Genomic DNA, 22,805 nt, shown 5'->3' with positions numbered 1-22,805 from the left:
GTCACCAGGTTGTCTCTCGTGCCCACCCAGCCAGAACGCCCCACCGGCGCAAGCTGCGTCGGTGGGGCGCTGGTGCTTCGTTCCTCGAAACCGCGAACTAGCGCTGCCCCGCCACGAACGCCGGGGCCAGGGCGTAGTCCTTGTGCCACGAGGCCGGCAGACGCTCGAGCGTCTCGCGCGAGTCCGCCACGGGCGCCGTCAGCTCGCCCTGCATCGCGTTGTCACCCACGCGGAAGCCGTTGGCGAACATCGTGTTCGCGTGCTTCCCCGCGCGCGCCAGCTCCTCGGTCGTCCCCAGGCTGAAGTTGTAGACCTTGCCCGTGTACTTCTCGCGCGTGACGGAGGTCAGCGTGGCCACGCCCTCGCGGGTGCTGACCTGGTCCGCCACCTTCAGCTTGCCGGCCGCCAGCGGCCTGCCATCCGCCATGATGACCGGGTGCTTGTCGGTGAGGCTGACCGCGTGGCCCTTGTCGTCACGCAGGTTCACCATCGCGTCGCGCTCGCCACCCACCTGGACGTCGCGCACGGTGAGCGTGTCACCCTTCGCGTTCGTCACGATGCGCTGGCCGCGCTTCACCGACTCCACCGGGACGACGCTGCCATCGGCCAGCACCACCTGCGTGCCCTCCGCCATGCAGGAGTTCCACACCTGCACACCATAGCGATAGCGCGAGTCGGACAGCATGCGCACCGTCACCGAGGCCGGCGTGTTCGCCGCCGTGCCGCAGTTCACCTTGGTGCTCACCGTGATGACGTACTCCACCGGCTGGTTGATGATGGTCTGCATCGCGCAGTTCTCGACGCCCGTGCCCGCGATGGACGTCTCCCGCGTCAGGTCCGCCAGCAGCGTCACGTTCGCCGTCTGGCTGTTGATGGAGCCGGCGAGGAAGGGCGTCAGGTCCGCCTGGCTCATGCAGGTGCCGCCCGTGATGGGCTTGACCAGGCGCACCTTCGAGCCCGGGAGGATCTCCTTGATGACGCAGGCGATGCCGTTCTTGCTGCCCGCGTTGAAGGTGAACTTGGTGGGCACGTAGACGTGGCTCCAGTCCCACGGGCGCGTCAGGGGGAAGTTGTTGCTGGCATCCCCCACCCACGAGGCCGTCACGGCGGGGTTGCGCAGCGCGATGCTCGTCGGGGTGTTGGCCCCCGAGGGCGCCAGCGTGGCGCCCACAGCGGCGTAGTCACAGTCGATGCCGCCGCGCATCTGGCACAGCTCCGTGTTCAGCTTGCCGCTGTTGGGCACCGACAGGCGCGGGTGCTCGAGCGCCAGGTCCGCGCCGCCCGTCGTCGTGCTCGACTGGCCGCGCACGAAGGTGACGACCTCCTCACCCGTGTTCTCGTTCATGGCGATCATCATCGAGTCGAGGATGACCTGCCGGTCCTGGTTCACCGGGATGGCCGGCCGCACGATGACGTCGTCGAAGCTCTGGCCGGCCGCGTACTCCTCGCCGGAGGCCGAGTCCACCACCGTCGTCTGCGTCTCCGCGTTGTTCGCGTTGAAGGCGACGATGTCCGTGTACACGTAGCTGGCGCCGTTGAGGCACGCCGCCCAGGGGTTGCTCTCGTAGACGCGCACCGAGCCGCTGGTGACGCCGCGGGTCAGGTTGAGGAAGTGGTCACAGCCCCAGTTGTTGGCCAGGGGCGCCGCCTGCGTGCCCGCGGCCTTGTGCGCCAGGGCCTTCCTCTGCGCCAGCGCCAGCCGCTCGAAGAGCCGGGGCGCGTTGGCCACCGTCTTCCCGGAGCCGCGCAGGCGGTTCATCACGAAGCGGTACTGGGCCGGGTCGGCCAGGTCGATGGCGATGCTCTCGCCACCGGCGCCCCGGGTCTTCTCCTCGAAGACGCGGCGCATGTACTGCGAGTCCTCCACCAGCGTGGCCCCGTCCAACCCCCGGTCCGGGGAGCGCAACGGGCCAGCCCAGGCGGACGTCGCGAGCGCGACGAGCGGCAGGGCCGCGGTAACGGGCACCGAGAAACGCGAGCACGGCTTCATGTGTAACCCCCTCTGCTGCAGTGGACTGCCGACGACAACCACACCGACGACACTCAGACCTGCGTGTGGACCGCTGCCCCCCCAGGGCGGGCCTGTCTGCCGAAAGGCCCGCGCATGACCGCTACGGCCAGGCGTCCCGACGGGCGCGGGGGTGCGACGACCGCCCGCCGGGACACCTGGAGTCGCTGACTACTGCGCGTTGCAGGCCAGGCCGCAGACGTCCTGCGCCGCCTCCACGCAGATGACGTCCCAGGAGCCCGAGCAGCAGAACGGGTCGCCCTCGCACACCGCCGCCGCGCACGGCGAGCAGTGGGTGGCGATGGGGTTGCCCGGGTTGCACACGTTGTGGCACGGGCGCGGGCGGCTCAGGTACTCCTCCAGGACGGCCTTCCTGTGCGGCAGGAAGACGTTGGTGAGCGCCGGGGAGATGCGGAAGCGCGTGCCCTCGGGCCCCTCCTCCGTCAGCTCGCTCACGTGGGTGAAGCCCAGCGAGGCGGGCCACACCACGCCGCCGCCCAGGTTGTTGCCGTTGCTCAGGTCGTGGCAGCCCGCGCACGACAGCGCCTTGGCGCGGGACACAATCTGGTTGGGCGTCAGCGTGCTGCCGATGCGGGTGAGCTCGTTCTGGATGAGCGTGCGCAGCGCGGAGGCGTTGTTGCCGAAGTGGAAGGTGTAGTTGTTCTCCGTGCCCTGCGCGTCGGACTGGCCCGCGTTGAACTGGTCCTGCACGTCCATGTTGAAGAGGTTGACGTCGTTGCGCGCCAGCGCCTCCACCTGGCTGGCGAAGAAGAAGCGGAAGTCCTCGGCCCGGGCGTGCGTGGACGTCGGGCTGAACAGCGGGCCGAACGGGTTCACCTTGTCCGTGGAGAGGATGGCCCTCAGCGACGTGCACGTGCCGGCCAGACACGTCTTCTGCAGCTTGAACTCACGCAAGAGCCAGTTGGCCTGCATGAACTGGTTGGTGCGAATCTGGCCCGCGACGGTCGCCGGGTCCGCGCCGTAGTTGTCGATGTGCACCACCGGCCGGAAGCCCGGCAGGCCCTGCAGATAGAACGCCCGCAGCTGCTGGGTGCGCGAGGCCACGTCCGGGTTGGTCGTCAGCCGCTGCCAGAACTCCGCCACCGGCAGGCACCCGTCCAGCCCCTCGTCCTGGTGGGGGTTGGGCAGCACGGCCTCGAAGATCATGAAGTTGCGCTGGCCGGCGTTGGTCTCTCCGGACCTGCGCGCGAAGACGATGCGGTACTCGCCGCAGTTGGAGCCGTCCGCGGGCGCCAGGTCGAAGCGGTTGAACAGGCCCACCGCCCGGTAGCCCTGCGTCGCGACGTTGAACGGGTCCTGGCCGGCCTGGGCGCCCTCCGCGTTGCGGCACTGGTACGGGAAGCTGTTGAAGACGGACTGCGAGCCCGACATCTGGTCGTTGCAGTGCTGGTTCGGGTTGATCTGCCCCGGCGTCGGGTTCTGCGTGTCCCAGAGCTGGCGGTAGAGCTTGAGGCCCGTCATCCCCGCCACGCCGCTCTGCACGGCGAGCTGGTCCATGACCTCGCGCAGGGAGAAGTTGTTGACGATGGCCGTCTCGGTGACGATGAGCGAGCGGAACGTGTTGACCGTCACCGTGTTCATCGCCGACTTGTCGCCGGAGGCGAGCAAGAGGCCGATGCCGCCGCGCTCGGAGTGCAACGGCGCGGGCCGCGCGGCGGGTGGGGCCTCGGCCTCCACCACGTCCTCCTGCGTGCTACAGCCGGCGAGAGCCAGAATCGATGCCAAAGCAAGACACGAGCGCCGGATGCGCTTGTCCATATGCTCCCCCTCTTCGGATTGACACAACTGGTTTCACCACGTCTGTCCAACGCGCGCCCTTATGAAGCATTCAACAAATATTTACAAGACAGAATCGGATTCACCACAAATCCCACCCAGCCATCCATGCGGGTGCTCTACGGAATTCCCACGACATGTGAGGACTTGACCCTGGGTGCGTCAAGACTGCACGCGCAGGCGCACCCAATGGGACGCACGCGGCGTCAGGAGCGGACGCGCCGGGTCCCGAGCGGACACGCGCGCCCGCGTCCCGGACGCACGCGAGGGCGCGTCCGGTGAGTACGCGAGACATGTGTCAGAGGGTTGTCCGCGGGCAGGCGCGCGCGACGGGGCTCGGGGCCACACGTTCGGACGCCAACAGCATACATGCCCGCGAGGGCGGCATCTGGAATTTTATGACAGGGCTAATCGCTGACAGTCATTCAACGCGTGGCGTCGGGCGGGAGGCCACGGTGCGCAGCGCGGTGGTGAGGCCCGCCCACCACAGGCCCATCATCGCGAGGAAGGCGGCGACGTCCTGGCCATGACGCACGGGGTGGTCGGGGCGCAGCGACTCCCAGCCGCGGTGCTCCAGGACGACGCGGGTGCCGCCCTCGGCGGACTCGAAGCGCACCTCCACCTCGGTGAGCTCGCCGGGCGCGAAGTTCCTGCCGCGCCACTCGAAGCGCAGGTGGAGGCCCGGCTCCCACGCCAGCACGCGGCCAATCTCGAAGACGCCCTCGGCGTCCTCCTCCACCAGCCGGCCTCCGGCGCCGCCCTCGAAGCGCACCACGCTGTCGGGCGAGCGGGAGCCCCGGAAGCGGGGCCCCTTGCGCCACCAGAGGTTGGTCTCCTCGGTGAAGATTTCGAAGGCCACCTGGGGCTCCAGGCGGAGGAAGGTCGTCACGCGGGCGGTCTGCGGCGTCGTCATCTCGGGGCCTCGAGGCTCAGGTCTTCTTGCGGGTGCGTTCGGCGTGGGCCTTGAAGGCGGAGAGCTGGTCGCTCCAGAAGGACTCCACCTCGTCGAGCCACGCGCGCAGCTCCCCGAAGCGCTCGGGGCGCAGCCGGTACACCTTCACCCGGGCGTCGTCCTCGAGGGCCTCCTCCTCCACCAGCCCCGTCTTGCGCAGCACGCGCAGGTGACGGGACATGGCGGGCGCGGACATGTCGAAGGCGGCGGCCAGCTCGCCCGCGCGCCGGGGCTCCTCGCAGAGCAGGTCGATGACCCCTCGACGGGTGGGGTCGGCCAGCGCGGCGAAGGTCTCATCCAGGCGACGGGCGGCTCCCATGGCGTCAGCCCTTGGAGGACATCCGCTGGGCGAACCACCAGGAGTGGCCCTCCAGGTCCTCGGCGCCGTAGCCCCGGTCCGTCCAGTAGTCCTCGCCGTAGTCCGTGGTCTTCGGCTCCTGGGTGATCCGGGCGCCCGCGGCCTTGGCCCGCGCGCAGTGCGCGTCCACGTCATCCACGTACACCATCAGGTAGCACGCGCTCGTGCTCCCCGTCGTGCGGCCCGGGAACTTGGGGGAGACCGAGTTCACCAGGATGACGGCCTCGCCATACACCAGCTCCGAGTGGACGATGACGCCCGGCGCGCCCTCCACCTTCAGCCGCGTCTGGAAGCCGAAGGCCTTCTCCAACCAGTCGATGGCCTTGGGCGCGTCCTCGTAGAACAGCCCGGGACTGATGCGTGAGAACCCCTCGGGAACCGGCTTCATGGCGTGTCTCCTTGGCGAACGAGTCGTTAACCGCTGGGGCAATATTTAACGCCGTCGTTAACCATCCGCAAGCGCGACGCGCACGGCGAGGGGCGCGGCTCGCGAAGCGTGTGGAAAGTCGGCCGGGCCCTCGGTGGGGCTCCGGCCGGCGGTGCGCGGGGAGCGGCGCGCTAGACGAACAGCATCGGGTCGAACTCGTCCACGTTGACCGGCAGGAGCCGGGGCAGCGGGCGCTGGAACACCTTCGCGTTGAGCTCCAGGTCGACAATCTTGAGGCCCGCGGGGACCAGGTCCCGGAAGCGCTGGCTGACGTACTCGCGCAGGCCGAGCACGGCCACCTGGCGCTTCTCCTCGAGCATGGGCTTGAGGGCCTCGGCGAAGTCACCGCCGTCGTGGCTGGCCAGACCCACGGCCGCCTTGGGCCGCTGGGTGCGGATGGTCTCCAGGAGCTTGAGGATGCCCAGGTCCACCACCTTCTGGTCCGGCCGTCCGTAGAGCAGCGCCACCTCGCAGCCGGCGGACTTCAGCGCGCGGATGAAGCCAATCATCACGTCGGGCAGCTGCTCGCCGCGCGCGTTGAGCACCACCACGCAGCGCACGGGCGCGGGGAAGTACGTCTCGCAGAAGGCGACCAGACGGTCGAACTGCACGCGGTCCTGCGACTCGGGTTTACGGCCGACGACGTTGGAGACGGCCCAGTCGATGTTCTCCGCATCGATGAGCACGTAGGAAGCGGCGGAAGGACGTCCGGTGAGCATGGGCGCGGACAATACGCCCGGGCGATGCCTTCCGGGGGGATTGCGTGTGACACGTCCACGACGCGCCACGTCCCGCGCCCGGGAAGGCACGGTCCCGGTCGACCTCCCGCGTCAGAAGCGGTCGGGCCCCGGGGGCAGCTCGGGCACGGGCGCGGGGGCGGCCAGCAGGCCGTGCTCGGGGATGGGCGGCTGCATGGGCAGCACCACCGTGAAGCGCGAGCCGCGCCCGAACTCGCTCTCCACGAACACCTTGCCGCCGTGGCCCTCCACCAGGCTCTTCACGATGGCCAGGCCCAGCCCCGCGCCGCCGTGCTCGCGCGTGGAGCTGCCGTCCACCTGATAGAAGCTCTGGAAGATGCGCTCGAACTGGTCCTCGCGGATGCCCACGCCGGTGTCCTCCACGCAGACGCGGTAGCCGGTGAGGCCCAGCGCGTCCTGGACGCCCGCCTCCGACATCACCACCGACACCCGCCCTCCGGACGACGTGAACTTCAGCGCGTTGGCGAGCAGGTTCACCAGCACCTGGCGCAGCTTGTCCGCGTCGCCCGCCAGCCGGGGCCTGGGCACGGGCGGCAGGCGCACCTCCAGCTCCACGCCCTTTCTCTGCGCCTGGGGCAGCACGCTGGAGACCGCCGTCTGGATGACGCTGGCCAGGTCCACCGGCCCCACCGACAGCCGCAGCTTGCCGGCTTCAATCTGGCTCAGGTCGAGGATGGACGAGATGAGGTTGAGCAGCGACTCGCCCTTCTCGACGATGGTGCGCACGTAGAGCAGCTGCTCGGGGTTGAGCACGCCGGCCAGGCCCTCGGCGAGCATCTCCGAGTAGCCGATGATGGACGCCAGGGGCGTGCGCAGCTCGTGGCTCACCGTGCCCAGGAAGGTGGATTTGAGCCGGTCCAGCTCCTTGAGGCGCGTGTTCACCTGCGCCAGACGCGAGTTCTGCGCCTCCAGCTCGCGGTGCGTCTCCAGCATCGCCTCGATGTGCAGCTGCGTCGTCAGGTAGGTGCGGTGGCCGCTGGCGACGAGCGCGGCGAGCACCTGGCCGAAGTGCGTCAGCACCTGCACCACGGTGCGCTCGGGCGCGCGGCGCACCTTGGACACCAGCTCCTGGGCGCGCGTGAGCTCCAGCGCGGGGATGTCCGTGAGCGTGTCCGGGAAGTCGCCCAGCTCCTCGGGGGTGAAGGGCCCCAGGATGACGCGGCCCAGGAAGTCGCCTTCCCAGCGCACGGGCATCACCAGGTAGCGCAGGCCGGTGAAGCACGGCAGCGCGATGAGGCCCGCCTCCTCCGCGCCGTCGCCCTGGGCCACGCGCGCGCCGTTGAGCGGGACGACGGGGCCGTCCTTCACGCGCGCCACGGTGGCGGTGCAGCGCGAGCGGCCGTCCGGGAAGGAGAAGACGTACGCGCAGAAGTCGCCGTGGCCCACCTTCACGTCGGCCAGCTTGGTGCCGCGCGCGTCGAGCACCTTGATGCCCACGCGGTACAGCTCGCTGAAGCTCTTCACCACCTCCGAGAACGACGGGAGGTCCAGCATCTCTCCCAGGGACAGCCGGCGCTGGAGCACGGACTCGCGGCGCGAGCCCTCCGGGGGCACGCTGCCCTGATAGCCGCTCATCGCCCGCCCCCCACCTGCTCGTCGCGGGTGACGGCGGCGTAGCGCCCGGCCAGCGCGGTGCCCGACAGGTCCATGCGGCCGAAGACCTGGGACAGGAACTCCGCCTCGGTGAGGCCCACGTTGCGCGCCAGGTGCGCGCGCGCGTCCAGCCGCCGGTAGGCCGCCTGCGCCACGGCGTGGAAGGTCTCCAGCACGCCCTCGCCCTTGAGGGCCACCGCGCCCACCACGGCCTCGCCGCCGCGCTTGCGCGCCTCCTCCAGCTCCGCGTCCGTGCGCGCGTCGGGCAGGTCCCGCTTGTTGAACTGGATGACGACGGGCACCTGCGCGGGGTCCAGCCCGTTCTCCTTCATGTTGTCCTGCAGGTTGCGCCAGTAGGCGTTGTTCTCCGCCGTCGCGCTGTGCCGGCTGTCCGCGATGAACACCACCGCGTCGGCCCCCTGCAGCACGATGCGCCGGGTCGCGTTGTGGATGACCTGCCCGGGCACCGTGAAGAGCTTCACCTTCACCTTGAAGCCCGAGGACGTGGAGAAGAAGACAGGCAGCAGATCGAAGAACAGCGTCCGGTCGTCGTGTGTGTCCACCGTCAGCAACCGCCCCCGGACCTCCGGGTACGCGCGGGCGTGGAGCTGACGCAGGTTCGTCGTCTTCCCGCTGAGTCCGGGACCGTAGTAGACGATCTTGAGCGTCAGCTCGCGCTGGGCGTGGTTCAGTTGCAAGGGGTGCTCGGGCAGGCGGAGTCGAGGGGAGGAGAGGCCAGCCCTCCGGTGACGACCAGGGTTTTTATAGTGGGAACGCCTGCTTCGCGGAAGGCCGGCCGGATGGCGGCCGTGGAAGCGGGGCCTCTGCCCTGGAATGGCGCCGGCGAAGATGGGGTTGACCCGAATCCGACCCTCTCGTGCCAGGGGGAGGCAAACTCCTCACTTGAGAAGACAATGTGCGCGGAATCACCGCGTGCACCGGTGGCGGGGGTGCGGTTAGGATCGCAGCGCGACGGAGGAGATGGCGATGACGATGAAGCAGGTGGACCCGGGCGTGGAGATGGCCCCAGCCCCGGTGCTGGATGTGGTGGGCCTCCCCAACGACCTGATGGCGGCGGTGAAGTTCACCCTGCCCACCGACGAGGACATGACGGCGGTGGCGGCCCTGCGCGCCAGCTCCGAACCCTGGAAGAGCCGGGGTGAGACGCAGGAGGACAGCCTCAAGGCCCTGACCCAGCTCAAGCCCTTCATCCACGTGGCCCGGCTGCAGAGCCAGATCGTCGGCTACGTCACGGTGGAGCGCGACGGCCCGGTGCCCGGCGCCGCCTACCTGCGCAACATCGTGGTGAAGCCGGAGCTGCGCAAGAAGGGTCTGGGGATGGTGGTGCTGGAGCAGGCGCTCCGGGCCGCGCGGGACATGTACCGCAAGACCATTGCCCTGCGCGTGGACCCGTCCAACGCGCCCGCGGTGGGCTTCTACCGCAAGGCGGGCTTCACCACCGTGGCCACGGTGGTGTCCAAGAAGTCCGGCAAGCTGCGGCTCCTGATGTCGCGCGAGCTGTAGTCCCGCGCCGTGGCGCACCTGGCGGGAGGCCGCTTGCCTCCCGCCCTCGCTCCGAGCGGGCCCTCAGGGGCCCCGGAGCCCCCTCCCCCACCCTGGCGAATCGACTCCGTCCACCGCTGACAGGTGGGTGTGGGGCCCACTGCGCGTGGCGACGGCAGGCGGGCGTGGCGCGGGGGAAGAAGCGCCAGGATGGACCGGGGGGTGGGCGCATTCGACGCGTTGTCGACTATCCTGCGGACCATCCCCGCGCTTCGCGCTTCGCCCCAGCCCGAGTCGACTTCCGCATGAGACCCCTTGCTGAGCTGTTGCGCCATCTGTCGCGGCCTGGAGTGACGGAGCTGACCCTGGCCACGGGCCGACCGCCGATGATTCGGGGGAGCAGTGGTTATGAGCCGGTGGACCCGGCGGCGGTGACGACGGAGGACGTCGTGCGCGCGCTGCAGGCCATGGTGGGCGTGGCCCGGGCCTCCACCGTGTCGGATTCACCGTCGCAGTGGTCCGTCAACGCCAACGGGTTGGGCGCGCTGTCCATCGCCGCCCAGCGCCGGGGCGACCTCATGCACCTGAGGCTGTCGCGCGCGGCGGAGGCGGGCGCCACGGCGGCGGCTCCGGCCGCATCGACCGCGGCGGCTCCGGCGACCGCGCGAGCTCCCGCCGCGGCCGTGCAGGGCGCGGCAGGGTACGGCGGACAAGCCGCTGCTTCGGCGGGCGCCTCCGCGCAAGGCGCGGGACAGGGCGCGGCAGGGTACGGCGGACAAGGCGCTTCGGCGGGCTACGCCGCACAAGGTGCGGGACAGGCCACGAGCGCGGCAGCCGGGTACGGCGCACAGTCGGCTGCGAGGAACGTGGCCACCGGGGGCCACGGCGCGCAGGCCGCGTCACCGGGCGCGGCGGCCGGTTACGGTGCGCAGGGCACCACGGGACAGGCCACGTCGCCGGGCGCTTCAGCGGGTTACGGCGCGCAGCCCGCTTCGGCGGGATACGGCGCACACGACGCGGGACAGGCCTCGTCACCGGGCGCATCGGCGGGCTACGGCGCACAGGGTGCGGCGGCGCAGAACACCGCGACCGGGTATGCCCCCTCGCAGGGCGGGTATTCGAGCGCGGGCACGCAGGAGGCCGCGCGGAACCTCGCGGCGTCGCGGCTGACGGGTGGGGCCCGGGACCTGGCGGTGGTGCTGGAGCAGGGCCGCAGCGTGCGCGCCAGCGACGTGCACGTGGTGGCCGAGCGCCCCGTGCTCTTCCGCCTCGCCGGGGACCTGGTCCCCCAGGGCGGCGTGCTCGACGCCGCGCGCGTGGAGGGCATGCTGCTGCCCGTGGTGCCGGAGCGGCTGCGCGCCGTGCTGGAGCGCGACGGCAGCTGCGACTTCTCGCTCGACTCGCCGGAGATGGGGCGCTTCCGCGTCAACGTCTCGCGGCACCGCACGGGCCTCAAGGGCACCTTCCGCGTCATCGCCCGCGACATCCCCACGCTCGAGTCGCTCGGCCTGCCCCAGGACATCGCGAAGGCCACGCACCACCACCAGGGCCTCATCGTCATCACCGGCCCCTCCGGCCATGGCAAGACGAGCACCCTGGCGGCGCTGGTGGACCTCATCAACAGCCACACGTCCCACCACATCCTCACCGTGGAGGACCCGGTCGAGTTCGTGCACCCGCGCAAGAAGGCGCTCATCAGCCAGCGCGAGGTGGGCGCGCACACGCGCACCTTCGCCAGCGCGCTCAAGGGCAGCCTCCGCGAGGACCCTGACGTCATCGTCGTGGGCGAGCTGCGCGACACGGAGACGGTGCGCATGGCGCTGGCGGCCGCGGAGACGGGCCACCTGCTCATCAGCACCATGAACACGCCGAGCGCGGCGAAGACCATCGACCGGCTCATCGACCTGTTCCCGCCCGCGGACCAGCAGCAGGTGCGCCTGTCGCTGTCGAGCGGCCTGCGCCTCATCGTCAGCCAGCGGCTGATGGCGAGCGCGGACGGCAAGAGCATGGTGGCCGCGGCGGAGGTGCTGCCGGGCTCCGTCGCGCTGGGCAACCTCATCCGCGACAACAAGACGTACCAGATTCCCTCGCTGCAGCAGCGCGGCAAGAGCCTGGGCATCGTCCGCTTCGAGGACTCGATGGCGGACCTGGTGCGCGCGGGCAAGGTGAAGCTGGAGGTGGCCAAGGGCTTCGTGGACAACCCGGACGAGCTGGAGGCGGTGGTGACGGGACGCAGGCCGGGCACGGCGGTGGCCGCGCCGGAGACGCCGCAGGACAGCGCGCGGCTGCTCAGCAAGATGGGCTCGCTGATGGGAAGGAAGGGGGGCTGAGATGAACACGCCACGCATCGCCCAGTTCTTCGACATCCTCTTGGAGCAGAAGGGCAGCGACCTGCACCTGAGCGTCGGCTATCCCCCCATGGGCCGCATCCGCGGGGAGCTCACGCCCCTGCGCGAGGCGGCGCTGACGACGCAGGAGCTGGAGGGGCTGCTCTTCGAAATCGTCAACCCGGCGCAGAAGCGACAGATTGTCGAGGAGCTGGACCTCGACTTCGCCTACGGCTACGGGACGAAGGCGCGCTTTCGCGCGAACTACTTCTACAAGCAGACGGGCCTGGGCGCGGTGTTCCGCACCATTCCGAGCAAGGTGCTCACGCTCGACGACCTGAAGACGCCCGACATCGTGCGCAAGCTGGCCGAGCGCCGCAGCGGCCTGGTGCTGGTGACGGGACCGACGGGCAGCGGCAAGTCCACCACGCTCGCGGGCATGGTGAACCACATCAACCAGACGCGCCCGGCGCACATCCTCACCATCGAGGACCCGGTGGAGTTCGTCCACGAGTCCGCGAAGGCGCAGGTGACGCACCGCGAGGTGGGCCCGCACGCGTCGAGCTTCGCCACGGCCATCCGCTCGGCGGGCCGCGAGGACCCCAACGTCATCCTCATCGGCGAGCTGCGCACCAACGAGACGATGAAGCTGGCGCTCCAGCTGGCGAGCTTCGGCGTGCTGGTGTTCGCCACGGTGCACACCAACAGCGCGCCGGCGACCATCGACCGCATCATCAACTCGTTCCCCGCGGACGAGCAGGCGCAGGTGCGCGGCATGCTCGCGGAGAGCCTTGCTGGCATCGTCGCCCAGCAGCTCATCAAGACGGCGGACGGCAAGGGCCGCGTGGCGGCGCTGGAAATCCTGGTGGGCGGCGCGGCCATCGCGGCGATGATTCGCGAGGGCAAGGTCTTCCAGATTGCGTCCAAGATGCAGGCGGGCCAGGGCCAGGGCATGCAGACGCTGGACATGCACCTGGAGCGCCTGGTGCGCGACAACGTCATCACGCCCGACGCGGCGCTGGAGAAGGCCCAGGACAAGGAGAACCTGGCCAAGGTCATCCAGCGGCTCAAGCCGGACTGGGTGCTGCCGGAGTCGATGAAGGCGTAGCGCCCGTGTCAGGAATGCCGTGGCATTTCGTCCCTCGCGCCCGCGGGAGGGGCGACATGCTCTACGGCGACGAGAAGTCCTTGCAGATGGCGCGCAGCCTGTTGCCCTCGCAGTGGAGGGAGCAGGCCCGTTGGTATCGGGCCAGCCAGAGCCGGAGCACGCGGCGCGCCGTCCGGGTCCGCGTCTCCCGGCTGGCGCTGGAGCCGGACCTCTTCGAGGACTGCGCCGACCTCGACGAGGATGCCGCGTCGAAGATGGGCTGGGTGGTGCACCGTCGACGCCGGTCCGACAAGGTGAACCCGTTCATCCGCTGGGCGAAGCACCGCACCGCCGAGGAGCCGAGGGACTCCCGCCTGAGTCGGATCCGCGGCACGGTGCCGGAGGGTGTCATCGGCGCCCATGCGCTCGGGCACCTTCGCCGCGAGGAGCACTTCATGAGCACCGCGGAGCTGGCGCACCAGCCCGCGTGGCGCTTGCGCACGAAGCGCAGGCATCTCCCCGAGCGGGGGTTGTTGGCCCGGTTGCTCCGCGAGCTGCTGCTCCTGCCGGAGGGACAGAAGGTGTTCAACGCATACCTCAAGCGCGCGTGCGCGCAGGGCTGGGGAAAGCGGCGGGGCTTCGATGGCCAGGTCCACGTGGTGATGAATGGCAGGCGCCCGGTGCGACTGTTGATGGGCGTTCACGATGTGCTGCCGTTCCTGGACGCCATCGACGTGTGTGCCGGGGAGCCGCGCTCGTGGGCGTCCTCACACATGCACACGGCGACCCGCGGGCCCGCGCTCGACTTCCTGAAGGCGTTCCACCGCCACAAGCAGGACCTGGCCAGCACGCTCGCGAGCCTCCCGGTCCCCAAGCTGACGAACCTGCCGCCCTGAGACTCCTGGTGCGCGTGCGAAGTCGGTGGTGGGCGACAGGTCCCTGAACCAGGATGGGCGCATGATTCACGGTCTGGAGCAGGTGGACACCGAGCGGCTGCGGCTGCGCGCCTTCCGCGAGAGCGACGTGGAGGCGATGTTCGAGCTGCACAGCGACCCGAGGACGAACCTGGTCGATGCCTCCGCCGCGATGAGTACGCGGGAAGAAGCGCGGGAGCTGCTGTCGCGGTGGCTGGGGGATTGGGCCGAGCGGGGCGTGGGGTACTGGGCGGTGGAGCGGCGCGAGGCGCCCGGCGTCGTCGTGGGAGTCGGGGGTGTGCGGCACAAGCCGCTCGAGGGGCGGACGGTGTTGAACCTGGCCTATCGGTTCTTCCCGTCCACGTGGGGCTCGGGGTTCGCGACCGAGGTGAGCCGGGTGGCGATGGAGAAGGCGCGGCTGCACCTGCCGGAGGTTCCGCTGGTCGCCATCATCCATCCCGACAATGTGCCCTCCGTGCGCGTGGCGGAGCGACTGGGGCTGCGCTTCGAGCGCATCATCCCCTACGGGACGGGAGACGTTCCCCACCGGCTGTACGTGGTGGGGTGAAGTCCCATCGAAGCGCCTTCTACAGACGCTCGCGCAGCCCCTCGCGGAACAGCGTGAACACGGCCTGGCCGCAGCGGTCGGAGGCATCCGCGCGGGCCCTGGCCACGCGGACCTCGTAGCGGAGGCCCTTCAACAGCAACTGCTTCGTCTCTCCCACGGAGACCGTGACAGGCGCCGAGTCGCGTCCCCGTGGTCCCTCGAAGCGCAGCCTCGCGCCACGGGTCCGCTCGCCCGGCTTCGCTTCACAGCCCGCCAGCTCCCAGTGCACCTTCAGCTCCGGCACGAGCCCCGGAGGCAACAGGACCTCTCCGTCCGGCGTCGTGGGCGCGCTCGGCACCGTGAGCAACAGCAAGCGCCCCTGTTCGTCTCGGAGCGTGTCACCCGCGAGGAGCGCGGGTTGGTCGCCATCACCGGACAGACAGCTCGCGGGCTCGCGATGACTGGCCCACGTCAAGATGCGCCCGGTCAGGTCCGCCAAAACCTCCGGCACCGTGAGCCCGTAGCTCACGCCTCCGTGCACTTCGCCTTTCGCGTACTGGAGGACCGAAGCCCACTGGTCCGCGTGGCGGTAGGCGCCTCGCAGCTGTCGGGCCACCTGGAACTGACGCTCCAAACGAGGCCCCTTGCGCTCGAGCGCCAGCGTCTCCGGCTCCTCCTTGAAGGCCACCTCCACCCTCGCCTCCGGCCACAGCTTGTCACAGGCCCGATGCGAGTCGGTCGTCGCGGAGGAGCCCCAAGCGGGCGACGCGGCCCTGGGCGTTCGGACCTCCGGCGACGCCATGACCATGGCGCCCGCTTCCCGAGAGACAGGCGCGCGACCGCCATCGTTCGAAGAAGGCGAGGACCCACCTGACGCTGTCGTGGACGACTCGCCAGCGTCCGACCGCGCGGGCTCTGTCCGGGACAGGCACGCTGTGTGGGCGAGCGCCAACATCAGTCCCCCACTCGCGACGAGCACGCGCGACGTCGCGCGCCACCTCGGCCGCCCCCAACCGTCACATGCGACCTCTCGCCTCATCATCGCGGATGCCCTTTCATCGCCCGGACGGTTCCGCGCGCAACATGAGCGCGGAGCCACTTCGAGGGGCCTCGCGAGGCACGCGTCTCGTCGTCCCGCCTGGCCTCCGGTCCGGGCCCATCAGAGACACTCCGCGTACAGCAGCGTCCCGTCCGCGGACACGTGGAAGTCCCGACCCTCCACCCGCCCCCGCGCCAGCAATCGCTCCCGCTTGCGGCGGACGTCCTCACGCCTGCGGCTCACCGAGCGCTCCTCGTGCGGAACCCGAGGCTGGAACCGCGCGGGCCCGCCCTTGTCATCCGGCGCGTACCGCGTGAGCAGCGAGCGCTTCACGCCGCGCTCCGCGCCGTCATCCGCGTCCCCATCGTCGGTGAAGTCGACCTCCAGCGAGCCCCACTCCCCCACGTCGCAGTCACACGAGCCACACCCCGGGAAGCTGCATCCGAGGAACCCGTCCCGACAGGAGACACACTCGTACTTCGGCGAGGAGCCACACGTCGCGCAGCCGTTGTCGCCGAACGAGTAGGAGTGCCAGCCAGAGTGGCTCACGCCCGTGAACTGGTAGCGGTAGTTCATCACGCTGTCGTGCACCACGCTGTACTGTCCCCCCACGTCGTTGCCGTTGTGGTCCAGGTCCAGGTTGTGCCCCAGCTCGTGGATGAAGGTGCCTCGCTGCTCCTGGATGCTCGGGCTGCTGAAGCAGCCCATGCTGATGATGAGGTCATTGCCCAGCATCTCCGCCTTGCCCGAGGAGCACGTGCTGAGGCTCGTGTGCCGGTACGCCCACATCGCATAGTGGAAGTACGGCCGGCGCTCCGGGTTCGTCGACGAGAAGTGGCTGCCCTTCAGCGAATAGAAGTCCACGCCGCCCGTGCAGCTCCCGTAGCAGACCACCTCACTCCACGGCAGCGGGTTGTCGATGAAGGCATGCAGCCGCACGCTCCCGCCCGAGTCCTGCGCGAACACCGCCGCCGCGTCCGCCACCAGGCCCGCGTATGGCTGCCGGGTGAGGTACGGGTTCGTCGGGTGCTGCATCCAGTCCACCTCCACGAAGATGTCCCGCTTCGTGGGACTCCCCCACTCGGAGAAGGAGAAGCCGTCGTTGCCGAACACCTCCAGCGTGTCCGGGATGCCATCCCCATCCGAGTCCTCCTCGTCGACCTGCAGCCCGAGGAGCGGCTCCAGCGCGTCCGACAGGCCGTCCTCGTCATCATCATTGTCGTCGAAGATGGTGGACCAGAGCTCCTCGTCGTGGATGAAGCTCGCCGTGCCCGTGCTCCCGGGGAAGCGGCCCACCACCACGCGCTGCGTGCCCACGTTCTGCGTGCTCGCCGCGGTGACGAGCGGGTAGTACTTGGGGCCGCTGTCGTCATCGTGCTGCAGGTACTCGGTGTTCGAGCGCAGCAGGAAGAGCAGGTGGTCTCCACCTCCCGGCGTGGCCGCCGAGGCCCGGAAGGTGTCCTTCGCATTCCACGCGAAGAGCACCGGCACGCCCCCGAAGGGCTGATTCGTCAGGATGCGCTCGTTGTTGCGGTACACGCTCGCCGTGCCGCCGCGCCCGTCCGCGTAGGCGCGAACCCAGGCGCGGTAGTAGCCCGTGTCCGGCGCCACGAAGGTCACGCACGAGCGCGTCCCGCCCAGGCAGTCATCGCTCACCGCCACCTGGCTCCAGCCGCTCCTGTCCCGCAACACGTGCAGCACCGTGTCCGGCGCCGAGCCCGAGAGTTCCCGCGTCTCGAACGTGTAGCTCTGTCCGGCCTCCAGCCAGGTGCTCAGCCAGATGAAGCTGCCCCAGTCCCTCGGGGCCACGTAGTGCGGCCCTGCCCACGCCAACATCGGTGCCAGCAGCACGACCGCGCGCAGCGCTCCCATGAAACCCTTCATCGCGTCTGCTCCCCCTGGAAGAACCATTCCTTGAACGTGTCCTGCGCCCGGGCTCGGTCCTCGGGCGAGAGCTCCCGCCACTTCTCCTGCTCCCGCGCGAGCGCCTGCCGGTAGCGGGCATCCACCTCGCGTGCCCGCGCATCCTCCGCGAGGGGGGCGGAGAGCTTCGCGACCAGGTCGAGTGCCGCGTGGTAGCGCCGCTCCAGCCGTGCGCGCGTCTCGGGGGTGGCGTCCATGAAGGCCCGCTCCGTGCGCGCCACGAGCGCGGACAGGTCATCCACCGACTCCTCGCGCAGCAACGCCTGCTCCTCCGCCGTCAGCGGCACCAGCGCGTCTTTCGCGAAGCGCGCCAGCGCGGAGTCCGGGGGCACGAGGCCCGCGACCTGGACCGTCGCTCCACCCGCGCCCTTCACCTGCTCCACACGGAGCACGGGCTCCGGCATCGCCTTCGGAGGGTCCTTCGTCACGGATGACGGGGACGTGGCCACCGCAAGAGGCTCTGCGGCTGGCGCCTCACGCCGCCCGGGTGGCACCGACACGCAGATGCCCAGGGTGACGAGCACCGCGCCCAATATCACTCCACTCAAGCCTGCTCGTGCGCGCATCCGCCCCCCTCGGGCCTGATGCTAGCACCCGTCCCAGGCCACGCGGCGGCAGGGCCACCTCCGCCCGGTCTCCAACACCCCGTGCTCATGCCAGGACATGCCCTCACGGGATGAATCCTCTCTCACCCGACACATGCCCTCCGGCCCCATGGCCGACGGGACCTCAACGCGCCTGGCGGGAAAGCTTCGGTCGCCCGTGACCAGGAGCGGCCCTCTCGCTCAACGGACACCCGCTACCGTGTGGAGCTTGTTGTCCGCGAGCTTGACGTCCCCCTTCCGGCACCTCCCCTCCCTGGAGCCGCAAGAGGCCGGCGCGAAGACATGCGACGAGGCCCTTCAGCTGGTGGGGCTCGACAGGCGTCCTGCTCAACGAAGACGCGTCGAAGCCCCGCTCACGGGTGCGCCCCGGCGGACGCCGGCATCGGACCCACTGAGAGCGGGAGGCCCGGATTGGGCGTGAGAATCTCGCAGCCCTCGCGCGTCACCAGCACGGTGTGCTCGAACTGCGCGGAGAGGCTGCCGTCCACCGTCACCACCGTCCACTCGTCCTCCAGGATGCGGATGTCGGGACGCCCCAGGTTCACCATCGGCTCGATGGTGATGACCATGCCCGAGCGCAGGGTGATGCCCGTGCCCTTCTTGCCGAAGTGCGCGACGTGAGGAGGCCCGTGCATCGAGCGGCCGATGCCGTGCCCGCCGAACTCGCGCACGATGCTGCACCCCTCCTTCTCCGCCAGCTCCTGGATGGCCGCGCCGATGTCGCCCAGCTTCGCGCCATGGCGCACCACGGAGATGCCGATGTCCCGACACCTGCGGGCCACGTCCACCACGTGCCTCGCGTCCGCGGACACCTCGCCAATGCAGAACGTGGCGGAGGTGTCCCCGTGATAGCCATTCAGGTTCGTGGTGACATCCACGTTGATGATGTCACCGGGCGCCAGCCGCTCGTTCGGGTCCGGCACGCCGTGACAGACGACGTGGTTGCGGCTGGTGCAGACCGTGGCCGGGAAGCCGTGGTAGCCCAGCTGGCTGGGGATGCCGCCCCGCCGCGCCGTGTCCTCGCGCACCCACTGGTTGATGTCCTCGGTGGAGATGCCCGGCGCCAGCCGCCGCGCGACCCAGGCGAGCGTGCCGGCGGCCGCCGCGCCCGCCAGCCGCAGACGCTCGACCTCCGCGTCCTTGAAGAGTGGAGTTCCCATGGCGAGACAAGGTGACTGTCCCGCCCGGGAGCGTCCAATGCTGTTTCAGCATCGTCCCCGGACGTCAGGGCGTGTAGCAGTTGAACTGCATGGTGTAGACCGCCCAGAACTCCCTGTCGTCGATCTCCCGGCAGTCACCCCGGGTCTCGACGACGTTGCAGAAACCCTGGGGACAGATGGCATTGGCCTTCACCCGGGCTTCGATACGCGCGGTGGTATAGGCCCCCGCCCAGGAGAAGCCAGAGCCGTCCCCCATGGTGCCGTGCAGCGAGGTGCCGCAAGCGAGCGCCTGCGAAGCCTCCGCCGTCTCCGGGACGAAGTCCTCCTCACCCGGGTCTCCTCCGTTGCACGCGGCCACGAGAGGAAGCATCAGAGACATCCCCAGACGCCAGCTGTGTCGCGTCATCCGAGCGAGGCTCGCGAGCGGACCCTCCGGGCCTCCATCGTGGAAACCCACGCCAGGGCGCCCAGTGACAGCGGCCTGGCGTGAGTCCTACTCGGCCTCGTCGGCGAGCGATTCCCAATCGAGTCGAGGCGTGAGCACCAGCGTGCCTTCCCGGGGCACGTCCACGTCGCTGACGTGGAAGCGTGGCAGCGCCTTGCTCGTGAGCAGGAGCGTGGCCCGGCCCGCGGGGACGTGTCGGAAATACAGCGCGTCCTCCCCCCACTGCGCGCTCAGGCCCGGGGCCATGCACGTCCCCAGCTCCTCCTCCTTCGTCGGATGCGCGACGCCTCCCGGCACCAACGCGACGCTGAGGTCTTCGTGGTAGGGCACCACCAGCTTCACGGTGGCACCCGCCGTCAGGGCCTGGAAGGAGACGGAGGCCCGGCCGCGCTCGGGGACCACCACGCGCTGGGGCAGGAACGTGGGGGACTCCTGCTCCGTGTACCGCGCGGGAAGCACCGAGACGACCCAGGTGCCCGGGGCCAGCCCACCCTTCCAGGCCTGTCCCCGTTCGAGAGGACTCGTGGCCCAGTCTCCATCCGGGGCACTGAAGTACGCCACGTAGCCGTCCAGGGGGCGGCCGCGGGCATCCTTCGCCGTCACGCTCACGAGCGCCGTGGGCTCCAGTCTCGCCGTCACCTCATCCTGGCCCTCGCCCACCGACAATCGCAGCACATGGTGGCCTGCCGGCTCACGGAGCGTCAGGGTGAGCGGCCCCGGCGCCAGCTCATGTTCCTTGAAGAGGAACAGGCCTTGCGCATCCGAGAGCGTCTCCGGCTCCCTCGACTCCGGAGCCGTGGCCTGCGCGCGCGCGGAGACGGTGACTCCCGCCAACGGCTGGTCCGTCAGGGCATCCACGACGCGGCCTCGGAGACGACGGCCTCGCTCCAGCCTGATGTCTCCCAGGTCGAGGTCCGGCTCCTGCGGGCCCCCGTCGATGAGGCGCTCCGCGGAGCGCAGTCCCTCGGCCGCGAAGAAGTACCGCCTGGAGGAGACGTGAGGATTCCGGGGGAACGAGAACGTCCCATTCTCGGACTCCACCAGCTCGCCTCCCGCCATGAAGCGACGAAGGGGACTTCCGTCGGGGCCGACGACGCGTCCCCGGACCCAGGCCTGGCGGTCCATCACCAGCCGCAGCGGCGTCGTGCCGGAGGGCACACGGAGCGCGGGCTCGTAGAGCGTGTCCTGGATGATGAGGCTGCGGTGGACACCGCCGTGGGTCTTGAGCACCGCCTGCGTGGCGGCATCCAGGCGCAGCGCGTAGCCGGGCTTGAAGGCCGTGATGGCGTGCGCGCTGGGGCCAAGCCCTCGCAGCACGAAGCGGCCGCTCGCGTCGGTGGGAACGCCCCGGTCGAAGCGCTCCACCATCTTGAGGATGGCGGGCCCCCCCGGGGGCAGCGCATCGCGCGGTTCGGCGCGGACGAGGACCCCTTCGAGGGGGGCTCCCTCGGCGTCGACGACAAGGCCCTCTCGCGTCTGCCCCTCGTCGAGGCGCAGCTCCACGCGCGTCACCGCATCGGCCGCGACCTCCACGTCGCTCCAGGCCCGCTGGTCCACGCTGTCCGTCGTCCGCTCCACGACCACCCGGTAGCGTCCCGGAGCGAGTCCCCGGCGCGTGAACCGCCCCTGGGTATCCGTCCTCGTCGCGTTCAGCCTGAGCTCATCCGTGAAGAGCTTCAACACCACGGCGCCCCCGACGAGCGGATGTCCACGCCCATCCACCACGTGTCCCTCCACCGTCGCACCGACGCGCACGATGATGTGCACGTCGCGCGCTGGCACCTTGACGAGGACGGGCGCGTCGAGGAAGTCCGGTGTGTCGACGTCGACCTCGTAGTCACCAGGCTCGGAGGCATCCAGCGTGAAGCGGCCCTCGGCGTCCGTGGTGTCGTCCTCGGTCTGCTCCGGACGACTCCCCTCCCCGACCCAGCGGAGCCCGACGGGGACGTGGGTGACGGGATGTCCCGCCCCATCCGTGACCCGTCCGGTGAGGGAGTACGCGCGCGCCAGCGTGAAGTCCTGCGTGCCCGTGTCCGCGGACACGAGGCGCTGCTCGGCCTTTGACGGCTCGAGCCAGCCCTTCGCCCGGAGGGTGAAGTCCCAGGCTCCGGGTTCCACGGGGCCCAGGCGATAGCGCCCCTGCGCGTCGGTGACGGCCGTCAGCGGCTCGCCCTGCTGCGCCGAGGAGGCCAGCTTCACGCTCACGCCCTCCAGCGGCTGTGAGGCGTCGTCGAACACCGTGCCCTCGACGTGGAGCGCGCTGCCCAGCTCCAGCGTCACGTCGCGAAGGGAGGACGCACCGAGGTCCAGTCGGGTGAGGGCGTAGAGACCTTCGTGCTCCGCGGTGAGGGTGTGGTGCCCCGTCGAGAGCTCGAAGGTGAAGGCGCCTCGGGCGTCCGTCCTTGTCTTCGTGGCCTTCGGATTCTCGGGGGCGCTGGTCCTGAGGGCGCGGACCTCCACGTCCTTCACGGGCACACCGCGGGACATCACGCGTCCGGAGACAGCGCGCACCGGACGCAGCTCCAGGTCCCATCCCGAGGTCCCCGTCGTCACCGCCGGGGACCAGCCCTCTTTCGACGCGAGCACGAGATAGTCTTCGCGTGGCAGGGGACCGAGCTGGAAGCGCCCCGCGTTGTCGGTGCGCGTGTCGAAGAAGCGCGTGTGCCCGCGGCTCACCACGGTGATGGAGACGTCGGGCAGCGGTGCGCCTTCGCTCGTGACCTTTCCTTGTCGCTGCGTGCTCGCCTCGAGCACCAGTTGCACACCCCGGCTCCCTGCTGGAATGCCCGGGTGCACGGTCGCGCCGCTCCCGGAGAGGACCCAGAGCGACTGAGGGCCCTCGGGAAGCCCCTCCAGGACGAAGGTGCCGTCTTGCGCCGACACCGCCTGCGCGAAGACGGGCGCCTCGCCCTCGCGCGCGAGGAGCCGCTGCACGATGAGGTCCTCCGTCCACGGCAGACACCACGGCAGGCTCCGCGTGCGCGGGAAGACGGACACCACCTCTTCAGCCGGGTCCCCCGGCCCGGGAGGCGGCGTGTCCTCGGGGCACGGCAGCGCTGAAATCGTCTCGCCCTCGATGGGCCAGGAGGCGGAGACCCGGGCGCCGGTGACGGGCTGTCCCCACGCGTCCACGACGGTGCCCTGGATGCGCAGCCCCGCGGCGGCGGGGGGCCTGGGGGGCGCGGTGCGAGGGAGCGTGCCGCCCGAGCGGGTTCGGGTGTTGCCCTCGGGCTGGGACTGCTCGGGGCCCAGCAGCTTCCATGAGAGGAGCGCCATCGCTCCCAGAATCAGGAGCGTTCCCCCTATCCACCCGCGCATGCTCCAGTTCCTGCCGTCCGACATGAGGGATTCGAGGATATCAG

19 protein-coding genes are annotated in these 22,805 nt (G+C 70.2%); 5 read left to right on the top strand and 14 right to left on the bottom strand.

Annotated elements, in window-relative coordinates:
• Positions 1 to 97: 97 nt before the first annotated feature.
• The 8 genes from OWM54_RS25920 to OWM54_RS25885 all read right to left on the bottom strand — a co-directional run bounded on the left by OWM54_RS25920 (position 98) and on the right by OWM54_RS25885 (position 8,591).
• On the bottom strand, positions 98 to 1,990 hold the full coding sequence (locus OWM54_RS25920) for a Hint domain-containing protein (RefSeq protein ID WP_267699236.1): 1,893 nt from the start codon (positions 1,988 to 1,990) through the stop codon (positions 98 to 100).
• Between the two features lie 189 nt (positions 1,991 to 2,179).
• The gene (locus OWM54_RS25915; protein ID WP_223750688.1) at positions 2,180 to 3,787 is read right to left on the bottom strand and encodes a hypothetical protein; all 1,608 of its coding nucleotides are present in this window, start codon (positions 3,785 to 3,787) and stop codon (positions 2,180 to 2,182) included.
• A gap of 439 nt (positions 3,788 to 4,226) precedes the next feature.
• Entirely contained in the window at positions 4,227 to 4,718 is a 492-nt protein-coding gene (locus tag OWM54_RS25910; protein ID WP_267699235.1) for an SRPBCC domain-containing protein, read from the bottom strand.
• Positions 4,719 to 4,734: 16 nt separating this feature from the next.
• Complete coding sequence (locus tag OWM54_RS25905) at positions 4,735 to 5,076, bottom strand: ArsR/SmtB family transcription factor (protein WP_223750686.1); 342 nt, start codon at positions 5,074 to 5,076, stop codon at positions 4,735 to 4,737.
• A gap of 4 nt (positions 5,077 to 5,080) precedes the next feature.
• A complete protein-coding gene (locus OWM54_RS25900; RefSeq protein ID WP_223750685.1) occupies positions 5,081 to 5,503 on the bottom strand; it encodes a VOC family protein in 423 nt (140 codons plus the stop codon).
• Between the two features lie 170 nt (positions 5,504 to 5,673).
• On the bottom strand, positions 5,674 to 6,261 hold the full coding sequence (locus OWM54_RS25895; protein WP_046716512.1) for an NYN domain-containing protein: 588 nt from the start codon (positions 6,259 to 6,261) through the stop codon (positions 5,674 to 5,676).
• Between the two features lie 111 nt (positions 6,262 to 6,372).
• Positions 6,373 to 7,875, bottom strand: a complete 1,503-nt coding sequence (locus tag OWM54_RS25890) for an ATP-binding protein (RefSeq protein ID WP_223750684.1) — start codon at positions 7,873 to 7,875, stop codon at positions 6,373 to 6,375.
• Positions 7,872 to 8,591, bottom strand: a complete 720-nt coding sequence (locus tag OWM54_RS25885) for a GTP-binding protein (protein ID WP_223750683.1) — start codon at positions 8,589 to 8,591, stop codon at positions 7,872 to 7,874. The genes OWM54_RS25890 and OWM54_RS25885 overlap by 4 nt, the downstream gene beginning before the upstream one ends.
• Positions 8,592 to 8,880: 289 nt before the next feature.
• Here OWM54_RS25885 and OWM54_RS25880 point away from each other — a divergent pair, with 289 nt between their 5' ends.
• From OWM54_RS25880 to OWM54_RS25860, 5 genes are all read left to right on the top strand, one after another.
• Positions 8,881 to 9,417: a GNAT family N-acetyltransferase gene (locus OWM54_RS25880; RefSeq protein ID WP_141331932.1), complete on the top strand. Its 537-nt coding sequence runs from the start codon at positions 8,881 to 8,883 to the stop codon at positions 9,415 to 9,417.
• A 284-nt stretch (positions 9,418 to 9,701) separates the two neighbouring features.
• Positions 9,702 to 11,726, top strand: coding sequence for a type IV pilus twitching motility protein PilT (locus OWM54_RS25875; RefSeq protein WP_267699234.1), 2,025 nt, complete (start codon positions 9,702 to 9,704; stop codon positions 11,724 to 11,726).
• A gap of 1 nt (position 11,727) precedes the next feature.
• Positions 11,728 to 12,831, top strand: coding sequence for a type IV pilus twitching motility protein PilT (locus tag OWM54_RS25870; RefSeq protein WP_141326693.1), 1,104 nt, complete (start codon positions 11,728 to 11,730; stop codon positions 12,829 to 12,831).
• A gap of 56 nt (positions 12,832 to 12,887) precedes the next feature.
• Positions 12,888 to 13,706: a hypothetical protein gene (locus OWM54_RS25865; RefSeq protein WP_267699233.1), complete on the top strand. Its 819-nt coding sequence runs from the start codon at positions 12,888 to 12,890 to the stop codon at positions 13,704 to 13,706.
• A 61-nt stretch (positions 13,707 to 13,767) separates the two neighbouring features.
• Entirely contained in the window at positions 13,768 to 14,292 is a 525-nt protein-coding gene (locus tag OWM54_RS25860; protein ID WP_267699232.1) for a GNAT family N-acetyltransferase, read from the top strand.
• Positions 14,293 to 14,311: 19 nt separating this feature from the next.
• Here OWM54_RS25860 and OWM54_RS25855 read toward each other — a convergent pair whose 3' ends face one another.
• The 6 genes from OWM54_RS25855 to OWM54_RS25830 all read right to left on the bottom strand — a co-directional run bounded on the left by OWM54_RS25855 (position 14,312) and on the right by OWM54_RS25830 (position 22,719).
• Positions 14,312 to 15,079, bottom strand: coding sequence for a hypothetical protein (locus OWM54_RS25855; protein WP_267699231.1), 768 nt, complete (start codon positions 15,077 to 15,079; stop codon positions 14,312 to 14,314).
• Between the two features lie 351 nt (positions 15,080 to 15,430).
• Positions 15,431 to 17,194: a hypothetical protein gene (locus OWM54_RS25850; RefSeq protein WP_267699230.1), complete on the bottom strand. Its 1,764-nt coding sequence runs from the start codon at positions 17,192 to 17,194 to the stop codon at positions 15,431 to 15,433.
• Positions 17,191 to 17,799, bottom strand: coding sequence for a hypothetical protein (locus OWM54_RS25845; RefSeq protein WP_267699229.1), 609 nt, complete (start codon positions 17,797 to 17,799; stop codon positions 17,191 to 17,193). Before OWM54_RS25845 ends, OWM54_RS25850 begins: the two co-directional genes overlap by 4 nt.
• Positions 17,800 to 18,191: 392 nt before the next feature.
• Positions 18,192 to 18,998, bottom strand: a complete 807-nt coding sequence (gene map, locus OWM54_RS25840; protein ID WP_223750676.1) for a type I methionyl aminopeptidase — start codon at positions 18,996 to 18,998, stop codon at positions 18,192 to 18,194.
• Positions 18,999 to 19,062: 64 nt separating this feature from the next.
• Positions 19,063 to 19,368, bottom strand: coding sequence for a hypothetical protein (locus OWM54_RS25835; RefSeq protein ID WP_267699228.1), 306 nt, complete (start codon positions 19,366 to 19,368; stop codon positions 19,063 to 19,065).
• A 123-nt stretch (positions 19,369 to 19,491) separates the two neighbouring features.
• The gene (locus OWM54_RS25830; RefSeq protein WP_267699227.1) at positions 19,492 to 22,719 is read right to left on the bottom strand and encodes a carboxypeptidase-like regulatory domain-containing protein; all 3,228 of its coding nucleotides are present in this window, start codon (positions 22,717 to 22,719) and stop codon (positions 19,492 to 19,494) included.
• Positions 22,720 to 22,805: the final 86 nt, after the last annotated feature.

Source organism: Myxococcus sp. MISCRS1 (genome assembly GCF_026626605.1).
GTDB lineage: Bacteria > Myxococcota > Myxococcia > Myxococcales > Myxococcaceae > Myxococcus > Myxococcus fulvus.
This window is presented reverse-complemented; position numbering and strand designations above follow the sequence as displayed.